This window comes from Pediococcus acidilactici (assembly GCF_016127815.1).
Taxonomy (GTDB): Bacteria; Bacillota; Bacilli; order Lactobacillales; family Lactobacillaceae; genus Pediococcus; species Pediococcus acidilactici.
In genome coordinates, this window is the sequence record NZ_CP066046.1 from 952,548 (window position 1) to 964,570 (window position 12,023).

Below are 12,023 nucleotides of genomic sequence, written 5' to 3' on the forward strand. Positions count from 1 at the left end.
GGCACATTTTCATCCAAATTGACTCACTTCAAAATAAAAAGGACCGCGCTCACCATGGAGCGGACGATCCTTTTTAGTAGTCACTTAATTAAGTATCTAATTAAAGAGCTTTTTTAGCTTCTTCAGCCAAAGCCTTAAATGCGTCAGCATCGTTTACGGCAAGGTCAGCAAGCATCTTACGGTTCATGTCGATACCAGCTTCCTTAAGACCGTGCATTAACTTGCTGTAGCTCAAACCGTTCATTCTTGCAGCAGCGTTGATCCGTGCAATCCAAAGACGACGGAATTCGCCCTTACGGTTGCGACGGTCACGGAATGCGTACAAACCAGACTTCATTACTTGGTCTTTAGCAACCTTAAATTGAATATGTTTTGCTCCGCGATATCCTTTAGCAAGTTTTAATACGCGCTTACGACGGCGACGTGTTACTGTTCCACCCTTTACTCGTGGCATAATAATTCCTCCTTAAATCACCCGCAGGTCATTTACTTTTCTGTTTAATTTAATTACTTGATGTTTGAAAGTAACTTCTTATAACGCTTTACGTTAGTACTGTCCATCATGTCTGTACCACGTAATTGACGACGTTGCTTCTTAGTCTTTCCATGGAAACGGTGACTTGTAAAAGCATTTGCACTCTTTAGACCGCCATTAGCAGTTTTCTTAAAACGCTTTGCAGCAGCGCGGTTTGTCTTCATTTTAGGCATAATCTGTTCCTCCAGAAATTTAAATTATTTATCAGCATTAGGAGCCAATACCAAGAACATGCTCCGACCGTCCATCTTTGGACGAGCTTCGATCCGAGCGATGTCAGAAGTCTCCTCAGCCATCCGTTCAAGCACTTTACGACCAATGTCTTTATGGGTAATTGCCCGACCCTTAAAACGAATTGATACCCGAACTTTATCTCCTTTGCCTAAGAACTTCTTAGCGTTCTTAAGTTTAGTGTTAAAGTCGTTTGTATCAATTGTCGGACTCAAACGGATTTCTTTAATGCTGACAGTCTTTTGCTTTTTACGAGCTTCACGTTTTTTCTTTTGTTGCTCGAAACGATATTTCCCATAATCCATAATCTTGGCTACTGGTGGTTTTGCCTTTGGGGAAACTACGACAACGTCAAGATTGGCTTCTTCAGCAATTTGGATTGCTTCTGCCTTTGACTTAACCCCTAATTGATCACCATTAACACCAATCAAGCGGACTTCACGAGCCCGAATGGTTTCATTTACCATTGTATCTTTTGCTATGGTTCTTCACCTCCAGGAAAATTATCGAGAATGCAGAAAAGCGGATGGCACACGCCACCCGCTTTTTTGGATCTTCAACATCCATTCAACGTTCTTTAGCCCAGCAACTTCTAAGTTACAAGGCGAGAAGCGGTGGCCTCTGCTTTTTCTCAACGTTTACTAAGATACCAAAATAATCAGTCTCTGTCAACTAAACTAAAAAATTATTTTTACATAAAGAGGTTTACGTAGATTGGAACTAGAATGTCCATCGCTAGTGAAACGATTACAACCGCTACGGATGCCATTGCACCTTCAATTGAACCTAATTGAACCGCTTTGGCTGAACCAACGGTGTGTCCGGAAACTCCCAGTCCTAATCCAGTTCCCACTTTAGAGATATTTTTGAGCTTAAAGATTTTAATTAAGAATTCGGCTAACGCATAGATAATTACGGCATTGATAATGCAGACCATCGCCGTAATTGCCGGATCCCCTCCGATCCCCTTGGCAATCGGCATGGCAATTGCGGTAGTTGCTGATTGAGGCAGCATAGCCGCAATCGAAACTCGGGATAGTCCCATTAGCTTGGAGACCATGTGAATACCAAATAGGGAAATAAAACCACCGACGAACAAGGTTAGGAATACATCTACCCAGTACTTCTTAAAAATATCGTTCCGCCGATATAGCGGAATCGCAAACGCCACGGTAGCCGGGTTTAAAAACCAAAAAATCATGTTGCCGCCTGGTAAATAGTACTTTTTATAAACTGCGACAGTTGTGGAACCAATTCCCTTTCCCCAAAGAACTAAGATTACAATTCCTAAAACCATTCCAACTAATAACGGGGTAAATAGGAAGAAGCCTTTGCTAACTTTAAAAAGCCACATTCCAATTAGATAAACTACTAAAGAAATAAAAATTCCGGTAAACGGTGTTGCTAAAGCTGCATCCATTATTCATCGTCCCCCTTTTTACCCGTAATTTTTTGGTGAATTCGAATGAAAAATGCTCCTACGTATGCAATTACGACCAGGAGAATAATTGTCGAAATGACCACCACGATAATATCCTGGAGCCCTTCCCTTTTCATTAAATCCAAACTACCGGCTAATTGAATTCCCGATGGAACGAATAAGAAAGCAATTAAGCCAATCATAAAGTCACCAAATTTTTCAACTTGTTCGAGTTTAACAATGTGGGTCGCCAATAAAATATATAAAATAATCATACCAATTAACGGAGTGGGAACCACAATGTTTGCGGGAAATAGCTGAGAAATGATTTGCGAAACGAATAAAATCGCCGCAAAAATCGCCATTTGAACAAGGATTGGCGTCTTCTTTTTCTCTTGATCTTTTTTCATCAGAATTCCTCCTTAAAACACTTGATTCAAGGGCTTTTCTTCCCTTGCTCACCATTAATTCTAAGTGATTTCGATCGATTTGTAACCGTTTTCACAATCAATTGACCCTAATTCTGGATAGAATACCAACTACCCGAGATGAAATGCCCTTAATAATTTCAACATAAAAAGTGACCACTTCTCTAAGCAATTTAACCTAGAGTTGTGATCACTTTTTAAAAATTAAGATAACTAAAAGTTTATGGAATAACTTTAATTTCCATCAACTAAGTCACCCGAATTATTACTCACTTCATCCCTAAGTGGCGTTTGGTTTCGTTAACGTACGAACGGCTCACCGGAATCTTAATTCCATTCGATAACGTCAATTGGTAAGTATGGTTGAAACTTGGTTGTAATTCAAAAACTGAATCAAGGTTAACCACGTAACTACGATGTACTTGCAAAAACTTTTGCGGATCCAATTCTGCCAATAGTTTTCGGAGGGGCTGCTTGCTGGTAACTAATGGTAAATTGGCCACGTGAATAATTACCGTGCCCCCCTGCGCTTCTAAATAAATAATGTTATTTTTCTTAATCACGATCGTTCGTTCTTCATTAGTAATTGACAGTCGCGGATTAAGATATTTTTGCTGGTAATTGGCGGAATCGCGTTGCTGCCGATCCAATAATTTTTTGATCCGGTCAAGCGCTTCATTAATGCGACTTTGCTCAAATGGTTTGAGTACGTAGTCCACTGCCTCAGCACTAAACGCATCTAAAGCATATTGGTCGTAAGCAGTGGCAAAGATCACGTATGGTGAAACCGGCATTTTCTTCCATTTTTTCGCCAAAGCCATTCCATTACCATCTTCAAGCTTAATATCCAAAAATACCAAATCGGGATGTTCATTTGCTACATACTGGTCGGCCTCCACCACTCCATCAGCTTCCGCAACCTGGTCAACGATGGGGTTTTCCTCCAATAAGTAATTTAATTCTTGGCGAGCTAATGGCTCATCGTCAACAATCAATACTTTCATCACTTTTGCTTCCCTTCTTGAAATGGTATTTTCACGGTGATTGTCGTTCCTTCAGAGCTTGATTGAATATCTAAATTTGCTGCCTCACCGTAAAGTCCCGCAAACCGGGCGGTTAAATTTTGTAAAGCCGTTCCACTACCACTTTGAGAATCAACCACCTGGTGTCCTAACTGTTTTAAGATATGAGGGTCAATTCCGTGCCCGTTATCTGCAACCACGATTTTTAACGCGTTGGCAACTTGACTAACCCCCACCTTAATCTGTTGATCCTTCATTTTGGGATTAAAGGCGTGGCGAACCGCATTTTCCACTAAAATTTGGATTGTAAACGGTGGGACGAGGGCATTTTCGGACACCGCGTTGCTAAACAGCACCCGGTACCTTCCTGGAAAACGAGCCTGTTCCAAAGATAAATATGCTCTTACGTGTTTAAATTCTTGTGATAATGGAATTACCACCTCCCGGCTCCCCATCAAGTTAGCCCGGAAATAGGTACTTAATTGAATCAACAACTCCCGTGCCTTTTCACTGTCTTGGCGCATCACCGCGACAATTGTATTGATTGCATTAAAGAAGAAGTGCGGGTTCACTTGGGCATGTAACGATTTAATTTCTGCATCCTTAACCAGCTCAGTTTGCCTTTCCATATCACCCAGCATAATCTGCATGGCCAAGATTTCTCCGAGCCCCATCCCTAATTGAATTTCTACCGGGCTTAATCGCCACTGTTCTTTATAGTAAACTTTTAAACTGCCAATAATCTGTTCTTTAATAAACAACGGGACCACAATTGCCGAATGGAGCGGGCATTTGGGCTCTGAACAATTAATTTCGTGAAAATTATTGGCAATTTGTACCTCTCCGGATTGAATCGCCTTCAAAGACAGATCGGTTCGAATCGGTTGCCCGGCAATGTGATGGTCGCTTCCCGCCCCGACGAAGGCGAGGATTTTTTGCTTATCCGTAATTCCGATTGCATCAAAATTAGTGTACTTAAGCATTAAATTGGCAACTTCTTGGGCCGATTTGTAATTAAGTCCCTGGCGAAATGCCGGTAACGTTTTTAATGCTAACTGGAGCACTGAACGAGTTTGGGTTGCTTGTACATCCACTTCTTGTCGAAAATATAATGCAACGATTGATAAAAACACCGAAGTCCCTAGTGCGCTGACCGTAATCATGGGAATCGCGATATACCTTACCAATCGCCAACCCGTGGGACTGAAAATTAGGATAAAAGTCATCTGGATGGTTTCCATCAATAATCCAATTAAAAAACCGTGCCACGGCTTCATGGTCGCAAACCGATGCTGCTTTTGATTAGAAAACCATCCCGATAAAATTCCAATCAAAATTGAGCTTGGAATATAAAAAAGTGCGTCGTTAGTTAAGGATTCTTGTAAAACACGATGAACTCCAGCAACTGCGCCGACAATCCCACCAACCATTGGTCCGCCAATGATTCCAGAAACGGTAACCGTTAAAATACGGATGTTAGCCACCGAATAGCCTGCTGGAATTCGTAATAATAACGGATTAAAATGGATCGAATTATCAGGCGAAAGCTCAATCCCAATCAAATTAGCCGTAATCGTAAAGAAAGCAAAGATGATTATCAACTGAAATTTAGCAGCGCCGTCCTGTCGAAAGAGTAATTTTCGAAACGGCGGAAAATTAACGAGAAAAAAGGCCAAAATAATAATCAGGCCCACCCGTTCAATCATTAGTAAGGTTAAATTTAGCATCTGAATCCTTCTTTCGTGCTTAAGAAGTTCCTTTCCTTCAATTATACATGAAACGCCTTTCTTTGCTTAGCCGTAGATCGATCTTTTAAAGCCATTTGGGCAACTAAAAAGAGCTATGTAAACCCACCTGGATTTACATAGCTCCCGAAAGCTAAAAGTTTTTAATTTTTGCGACTGTAGCTATCAATGTCAGCTTTAATATCTTGCATAAATTGATCTACTGAAACAGTTTGTGAGTTATCTTCACCATAGCGACGAACACTAACCGCGTTAGAATCCATTTCGTTGTCCCCAACTACTAAGATGTATGGAATCTTTTGGGTTTGTGCTTCACGGATCTTGTAACCCATCTTTTCGTTGCGGTGGTCAACTTCAACCCGGATGTCTTGGTCAGCCATTTGTTCACGCAACTTATCTGCGTATTCACCATGCAAGTCATCCTTAACTGGGATAATCGTTACTTGTTTTGGTGCTAACCAAGTTGGGAAGGCACCCTTGTACATTTCAATTAGGTAAGCCGTGAAGCGTTCCATAGTTGAAACTAACCCACGGTGAATCATAACTGGGCGGTGTTCTTCACCATCTGCTCCGACGTAATGTAAGTCGAATTGTTTTGGCAACATGAAGTCTAATTGGATTGTTGATAGAGTTTCTTCGTTACCAAGTGCCGTCTTTGTTTGTACGTCAAGCTTTGGACCGTAGAAAGCAGCTTCGCCTTCTGCTTCAACGTAATCTAAACCAAGGTCGTCCATCGCAGCTTTAAGCATTGATTGTGAGTGGTTCCACATCTCGTCATCGTCAAAGTACTTTTCAGTATTTTCAGGATCACGGTAACTAAGCCGGAATGTGTAATCCGTAATGTCAAAGTCGCGATAAACTTCAACCATCAATTGTAGAACTTTCTTGAATTCTTCTTGAATTTGATCAGGCGCAACGAAAGTGTGACCATCGTTCAACGTCATTTCACGTACCCGTTGCAAACCAGAAAGGGCACCAGATTTTTCGTAACGGTGCATCATTCCAAGTTCAGCAATCCGTAATGGTAATTCACGATACGAACGGATGTGGTGCTTATAAACTTGAATATGGGATGGGCAGTTCATTGGCCGCAATTCAAGCATTTCGCCGTCACCCATGTCCATTGGTGGGAACATATCTTCCCGATAGTGTTGCCAGTGACCAGAAGTCTTGTATGCATCAAGGTTCATTAATACTGGTGTGTATACGTGTTGGTAACCATGTTGGACTTCCTTGTCGATGATGTAACGTTCGATTGTCCGACGGATGGTTGCCCCGTTTGGCATCCAGTATGGTAATCCAGCGCCCACTTCTGGATCAACAAAGAAGAGGTCGAGGTCGTTACCAATTACCCGGTGGTCACGTTCACGAGCTTCCTTTTGGCGTGCTAATTCAGCATCCAAGTCTTTTTGGTTGAAGAACGAAGTACCGTAAATCCGTTGTAACATTGGATTACTTGACTTACCTTCCCAATAAGCACCCGCAACGGATAGCAATTTGATGGCTTTCAATCCCGAAGCATCTGGTAATGCAACACAGTCACTGACGATTAAGCTGCCATCAACGTCGTATACGTTAACCTTGCCGTCTTTAGCGTTTTTCTTAACTAGCTTAGCTTGGTAAGGGTCGCTATCAACCTTAGCTAAAGCATCTTCAACGCTTAACATCTCATGACTCAAAGCAACCTTTGCTTGAATCATATCTTTCATTTTATCTTCAATAGCGGGGAGTTCGTCGACCGAAATTTGTTGACCTTCCTTATCGGTGTCAGCATAAAAACCGTGTTCGATGTTACCAATTTCCCCAATCCGGATTTCCGGATAAATGCTCTTGATTGCGCTTGTCAATACTAAAGCTGCTGAATTCCAGTTTACCAATTGTCCATCTTCGGAATCCTTGGTAATGATCTCAACCTTTCCATCTTGGTCAAGTGGTTGGTCCAAATTAACCAATTCATCATTAACTTTTCCAGCAACGGCGTTTTTTGCTAAACTTGTACCAATTGACTTCGCAATTTCAAGTACGGTGACACCAGCACCAAAAGGTTTTACACTGCCATCTGGAAATTCAATCTTAATCTCTGCCATAATTACACGCTCCCTTTACAAAAAATAGTATAAAAAAATCCCTGGTATTTTCATACCAGGGACGTGTTAGACGTTATTTCACGCGGTTCCACCCTCGTTGCAGACTACTAGAACGTAATCCACCACTTAATTAAACCGATAACGGTGGCAACCCGAACTGATATTTCGATCAGTCTCTAGTCAAGTGGGAAGTTTTTAGTTGCTTTGCTTACAGTCCATGGCGCGGCTCCCTGAGGTTAAAAACTACATGTTTGACTCTGATTTACAACTTCATTATATCCATTCAAAATTGCTTGTCAACCCTGTCGATGATTTTTTCCGATTAAAGTAACCTCTTCACTTAAAAATTTGATCCGTTCCATTAACCGTTTGGCCTTTAAAGGTTCGGCCTCCCCGCGTTGGTTTACCGTTAAGTGTTCCTTTTCTAGTTGCTTCATTGAAAAGTTAGAGGTGAAGAACGTTGGTAACTCTTCTTGCATGCGATATTCTAAGATTACGCCTAAAATATCATCCCGTACCCATGCAGAAATACTATCTGCACCAATGTCGTCAATCACTAAAATTGGCGCCTGCTTGACCGCGTCAAGCTTGCTTTGAATTTCTTTAGAATCCCCAATCGTGTTTTTTAATTCCACCGCTAAACTAGGAAAATGAACGATGGTTGTCGAGTAATTATGTTTGGCTAATTCATTAGCCATTGCACCCATCAAGTAGGTTTTTCCTACCCCAAAGCTACCGGTTAAGTACAAGCCTCGGTGGAATTGGTCCGGTGCCTGATCATAAGCGGCCACAAAATCCATCGTCTTACTTAAAGCAATATTCCGGTCAGGCTCTTGGTAGTAATCACTAAAATCAGCCCGCCGAATCATCTTTGGCATACTAATTGACTTCACCAGCGCTTGCCGCTGGGCCGCCTGGCGTCTCATTGTCATTTCTTTAGTAGGCACGTACTCGATATCAATTAGGTGATTACTGAGTACTAACTGGGGCTCGTAACCCGGCAAAAAGGAGGGCTCGTGCCGCGCAATCTTCCTGCGTTCGTTAACAAATTCGTATAGTTTGGCCGCTCCCCGCTCCAAAGCTTCCGTAGTTAACTCCGCTTGGTGTGTTTGGCAAAAGGCCACAACTTCGGGATCCTGATAAACAGTTTTCATCACCGACTGGAAACGTTGGTCGAGTTTCCGTTTATTCATCAATCCCTCAATTGCTTCGCGAATATTTTCCATTTGTTACTCCTCCTTTCGCCGTTCACGTAATTTTTTCAATTTTGCATTAATTTCTGCAGTAGTCGGCACCGCTTGAGAATCATTAGCATTGTTAGTTGCAGTTTTAGTATCTTTTTTGGCCCAATCTGGTAGGGTTTCGCGCTGAACGACCGGCTTACGTCTTCCATACGACTTGGTAGCTTGTTTTTGCTTTTTAGCCTGGCGTTCACGCACAAATTCTAACGCCTTTTGCGGAGTTTTTACGCCATTTTTAATCCACTCGTTGGCGATTGCCTCAACTAAATTTTTATTCAGCGTCGCCCGGCCCTGATCAACCAAGACATAGAAAATCAAAAAATTAACGACGCTAACCGGCAGTTGACCCGTTTCCACTATGCCGGTAATTACCCGTTTTTCCGCCGTGGTGGTAAAGCCCCCGGTTTCTTGCTTAATCTGATCAATAAAGTCTACCGGAGCCAATGCATACGTTGACTTAATCACCGTTTGCTCCTCGGCCGTGAGCCCTTCTAAATTGAGCTTTGTAGGCGAAGTTGGCATAGCCGCTGAACTAGCCGTTTTCTTCGCGCCTTGCTGATTAGCATTGGCGTATTTTTGAGCGATCCGAGTCTTCAAAGTTCGGCTATCAATCCGATTATCTTGAAAATTAGTGGCCGACTTAATCAGTTCCGCCATTTCACTTTCCGTAATTCCGTAAATAGTTTGTTCCACCATAATGAGGTGGCGGTTTTCTTCTAGGCTTTGACGATCCACAAAGCTAGTGCTAAGCATTTGAGTAAGTAAGTTAAAGTCAAAATTATTATTGAGCGTTTCTGAATCCGTTTGTGGCTCGTCCAGCTGAATTTGCTTTTGCACGGCAGAGATTGGCCTTGGTTTGTCGACCACGCTGCTGCCAATTTGGAAATAGTCGCCTAAATTTTTAGAGACATCATAAAAATCGGCGTGCTCAACCTGGCGTTTAATTAACCGCCGACTTAACCGTTCAAATTCATTTTCACCAACCGCACCAAGCAACAATGCGCTTAGCGTGTCGTCTTTGAAAAAGGTAATCGGGTCAGCTGGCGCTTGCAAAACGTACAAAAATAACGCCCGATTATCAACTTGTTTACGAAAAGTTTTTAGCAAACCCAAGGCTTCTAACCGGCCTCGCGCTTCCATAATAGCTGGTAAATCAATTCCCAGCCAATTCAGTAATATTGTATGGGTAAACTGTTCATTTAAAACCGTCGCTTCTTCATTTAGTTCCCAAAGCGTCATTGCTAAACTGTACGCATCCGAAGATAATAACGGACGATACAGCGCCGTTAATGCCCGACTTTCGTAGTCGGTCATTTGTCGATCAGTATTCACAATAAACGAGTCGTTTGGTGCTAAGTTACCCATTGGTTCCGTCATTACTTATGATCCTTTTCTTCTTCATCTTTTTTGACCATATCCTGGAGTTCATTCAAGAAAACGTTCATGTCCTTAAATTGCCGGTATACGCTGGCAAACCGAATATAAGCGATCTCATCTAAATCAACAAGAATATTCATTACGTATTCTCCAATCACTTGACTAGAAACTTCGCTTTCTCCCAATGAACGAATTTTATTTTCAACCTTGTCCACAATATCAGTCATTTGTTCCATTTTTACCGGTCGCTTTTCTGCTGCCCGGACAATCCCTTTAAGAATCTTATCGCGATCAAATTCTTCTCGCGAACCGTTTTTCTTAATCACTAATAACGGGGTGGCTTCCACCCGTTCAAAAGTTGTAAAACGAAAACCACAATCTTCACATTCACGCCGACGACGAATTACGCGGCCTTCATCAGTTGGTCGACTATCTACTACTCTCGAGCCATTATTACCACAATGTGGGCATTTCATATTATTTCACCTCGCCGGTCTTTCCGGATGTCTGGAGTAAATTTTGTTTAACAAGCCATTCTATCACTTGTTTTTGGGTGGCTTCAATACTACCACTACTATCGATGGTTACATCCGCTTTTTTTTGTTTAATTTCAATCGGCATCTGAGCGTCAATTCGTTTTTGAGCATCCTCACTAGTCAAATGATCCCGTTCCATCAGTCGGCGGAGCTGTTCTGCTGGAGTTGTTGAAACCACCATAATGCAATCGACTAAAGTCTCGTATCCTTGTTCGAACAAAACTGGGGCATCTAAAACGACCACGGACTCCGTCGTAAAACTTTTTAACTGGCGGATGATCTCTTGGCGAATTACGGGTTGGACAATTTTATTTAACTCCCCTAGTTTTTTTGACTCCCCAAAAACTATTTTACCTAATTGCTTACGGTCAACTTGTTTTTGTTCATTTAAAATTGGGGTCCCAAATGCCTTAACTAATTGTACCTTAACCGCTTTAAATTCCAAAACTGCGTGGGCAATTTCGTCAGCGTCCACAATTGGAATTCCTTTATCTCTCAAAAAATTACTAATGGTGGACTTTCCCATCGCAATTCCACCTGTTAGTCCAAGGATCTTAGTCATTTTCTGGCGTTAAAACTTGGCAATGCGGGCAAAAATGAGTACTGCGCTGAGCTACCTTAATTTGTTCGATGGGAGTTTGGCAGCGTGGACACGGTAATCCTTGGCGATGGTAAACGTGCAGCTGGTTTTGGAAACTGCCGGCATGCCCAGTAGCATCCAAATAAGAAAACACGGTGGTTCCCTTTGCCGCAATGGCTTCGTTTAATTCGGCAAAAATACTTTCCCGTAATAATTTAATTTCGGCATCGGTAAGTGAATTAGACCGGCGCTGCGGATGAATTTTACTTAGCCATAAAACTTCATCTGCGTAAATATTGCCCAATCCCGCAATTAACGACTGGTCTAGAAGAAAGCTTTTCATCACCCGTTTACGACTTCGAAGAGCCTTCGTAAGGTAGTCTACCGTCAGCGTTTCTGGCGTTGGTTCGGGTCCGATCGTCTTCAATCCCCCGACTTGCATTTCTTGCCCCGTGGGGGTTAAAACCATTCGACCAAATTTTCGGGTATCGTTATAGCGTAAATCCTGTCCATCATCTAATTCAAAAATAACGTGGTCGTGTTTGTTGTAAGGTTGGTCGCGGTCTACCACCGCGTACTTTCCTTCCATCCGGAGGTGGGAAACCATTGAAAGCTGATTACTGAAATCAAAAATCAAGTACTTTCCTCGCCGGCGAATTGTTTCAATTGTTTTATTTTTTAATTCTGCCGCGAACTGGTCCGCTTCAGGGGTGACCATTTTAGGATATCGCACCACCACCCGTTGAATTGTACGGCCCTCTACCAGACCGACCAATCCGCGTCGTACCGTTTCTACTTCAGGTAACTCAGGCATTTATTCA

At 42.2% G+C, this 12,023-nt stretch carries 13 protein-coding genes and 1 other annotated feature; all 13 genes read right to left on the reverse strand.

All coding sequences use genetic code 11. From position 1 onward, the window contains the following. Window positions 1-100: 100 nt before the first annotated feature. On the reverse strand, window positions 101-454 hold the full coding sequence (gene rplT, locus I6H64_RS04800; protein ID WP_002831385.1) for a 50S ribosomal protein L20: 354 nt from the start codon (window positions 452-454) through the stop codon (window positions 101-103). Between the two features lie 53 nt (window positions 455-507). Next, window positions 508-708, reverse strand: coding sequence for a 50S ribosomal protein L35 (gene rpmI, locus I6H64_RS04805; RefSeq protein WP_002831382.1), 201 nt, complete (start codon window positions 706-708; stop codon window positions 508-510). Window positions 709-732: 24 nt separating this feature from the next. Further along, window positions 733-1,233 carry a translation initiation factor IF-3 gene (gene infC, locus I6H64_RS04810; RefSeq protein WP_002831380.1) on the reverse strand — a complete coding sequence of 167 codons (501 nt, stop codon included), beginning with the start codon at window positions 1,231-1,233 and terminating at the stop codon, window positions 733-735. 41 nt (window positions 1,234-1,274) lie between these two features. Further along, window positions 1,275-1,399: a sequence feature (ribosomal protein L20 leader region), on the reverse strand. Window positions 1,400-1,457: 58 nt separating this feature from the next. Next, window positions 1,458-2,186 (reverse strand): LrgB family protein, encoded by a 729-nt coding sequence (locus tag I6H64_RS04815; protein WP_008841420.1) that lies wholly within the window; start codon window positions 2,184-2,186, stop codon window positions 1,458-1,460. Next, complete coding sequence (locus I6H64_RS04820; RefSeq protein WP_002831377.1) at window positions 2,186-2,596, reverse strand: CidA/LrgA family protein; 411 nt, start codon at window positions 2,594-2,596, stop codon at window positions 2,186-2,188. The genes I6H64_RS04815 and I6H64_RS04820 overlap by 1 nt, the downstream gene beginning before the upstream one ends. A 287-nt stretch (window positions 2,597-2,883) precedes the next feature. Beyond that, window positions 2,884-3,618, reverse strand: a complete 735-nt coding sequence (locus tag I6H64_RS04825) for a LytR/AlgR family response regulator transcription factor (RefSeq protein ID WP_005916495.1) — start codon at window positions 3,616-3,618, stop codon at window positions 2,884-2,886. Then, window positions 3,618-5,363: a sensor histidine kinase gene (locus I6H64_RS04830; protein ID WP_036685277.1), complete on the reverse strand. Its 1,746-nt coding sequence runs from the start codon at window positions 5,361-5,363 to the stop codon at window positions 3,618-3,620. Before I6H64_RS04830 ends, I6H64_RS04825 begins: the two co-directional genes overlap by 1 nt. A gap of 161 nt (window positions 5,364-5,524) precedes the next feature. After that, complete coding sequence (gene thrS, locus I6H64_RS04835) at window positions 5,525-7,468, reverse strand: threonine--tRNA ligase (RefSeq protein ID WP_005916492.1); 1,944 nt, start codon at window positions 7,466-7,468, stop codon at window positions 5,525-5,527. Between the two features lie 296 nt (window positions 7,469-7,764). Further along, the gene (dnaI, locus tag I6H64_RS04840) at window positions 7,765-8,694 is read right to left on the reverse strand and encodes a primosomal protein DnaI (RefSeq protein ID WP_008841422.1); all 930 of its coding nucleotides are present in this window, start codon (window positions 8,692-8,694) and stop codon (window positions 7,765-7,767) included. A 3-nt stretch (window positions 8,695-8,697) separates the two neighbouring features. After that, a complete protein-coding gene (locus I6H64_RS04845) occupies window positions 8,698-10,086 on the reverse strand; it encodes a replication initiation and membrane attachment family protein (RefSeq protein WP_008841423.1) in 1,389 nt (462 codons plus the stop codon). Then, window positions 10,086-10,562 (reverse strand): transcriptional regulator NrdR, encoded by a 477-nt coding sequence (gene nrdR, locus I6H64_RS04850; protein WP_002831371.1) that lies wholly within the window; start codon window positions 10,560-10,562, stop codon window positions 10,086-10,088. The genes I6H64_RS04845 and nrdR overlap by 1 nt, the downstream gene beginning before the upstream one ends. 1 nt (window position 10,563) lies before the next feature. Continuing rightward, the gene (coaE, locus tag I6H64_RS04855) at window positions 10,564-11,184 is read right to left on the reverse strand and encodes a dephospho-CoA kinase (protein ID WP_008841424.1); all 621 of its coding nucleotides are present in this window, start codon (window positions 11,182-11,184) and stop codon (window positions 10,564-10,566) included. Further along, window positions 11,177-12,016, reverse strand: a complete 840-nt coding sequence (gene mutM, locus I6H64_RS04860) for a bifunctional DNA-formamidopyrimidine glycosylase/DNA-(apurinic or apyrimidinic site) lyase (protein ID WP_008841425.1) — start codon at window positions 12,014-12,016, stop codon at window positions 11,177-11,179. Before mutM ends, coaE begins: the two co-directional genes overlap by 8 nt. Window positions 12,017-12,023 lie beyond the last annotated feature (7 nt).

Coding starts and splice junctions, on each gene's coding strand:
- rplT (WP_002831385.1), bottom strand. CDS start 454: ATGCCACGAGTAAAGGGTGGAACAGTAACACGTCGCCGTCGTAAGCGC.
- rpmI (WP_002831382.1), bottom strand. CDS start 708: ATGCCTAAAATGAAGACAAACCGCGCTGCTGCAAAGCGTTTTAAGAAA.
- infC (WP_002831380.1), bottom strand. CDS start 1,233: ATGGTAAATGAAACCATTCGGGCTCGTGAAGTCCGCTTGATTGGTGTT.
- I6H64_RS04815 (WP_008841420.1), bottom strand. CDS start 2,186: ATGGATGCAGCTTTAGCAACACCGTTTACCGGAATTTTTATTTCTTTA.
- I6H64_RS04820 (WP_002831377.1), bottom strand. CDS start 2,596: ATGAAAAAAGATCAAGAGAAAAAGAAGACGCCAATCCTTGTTCAAATG.
- I6H64_RS04825 (WP_005916495.1), bottom strand. CDS start 3,618: ATGAAAGTATTGATTGTTGACGATGAGCCATTAGCTCGCCAAGAATTA.
- I6H64_RS04830 (WP_036685277.1), bottom strand. CDS start 5,363: ATGCTAAATTTAACCTTACTAATGATTGAACGGGTGGGCCTGATTATT.
- thrS (WP_005916492.1), bottom strand. CDS start 7,468: ATGGCAGAGATTAAGATTGAATTTCCAGATGGCAGTGTAAAACCTTTT.
- dnaI (WP_008841422.1), bottom strand. CDS start 8,694: ATGGAAAATATTCGCGAAGCAATTGAGGGATTGATGAATAAACGGAAA.
- I6H64_RS04845 (WP_008841423.1), bottom strand. CDS start 10,086: ATGACGGAACCAATGGGTAACTTAGCACCAAACGACTCGTTTATTGTG.
- nrdR (WP_002831371.1), bottom strand. CDS start 10,562: ATGAAATGCCCACATTGTGGTAATAATGGCTCGAGAGTAGTAGATAGT.
- coaE (WP_008841424.1), bottom strand. CDS start 11,184: ATGACTAAGATCCTTGGACTAACAGGTGGAATTGCGATGGGAAAGTCC.
- mutM (WP_008841425.1), bottom strand. CDS start 12,016: ATGCCTGAGTTACCTGAAGTAGAAACGGTACGACGCGGATTGGTCGGT.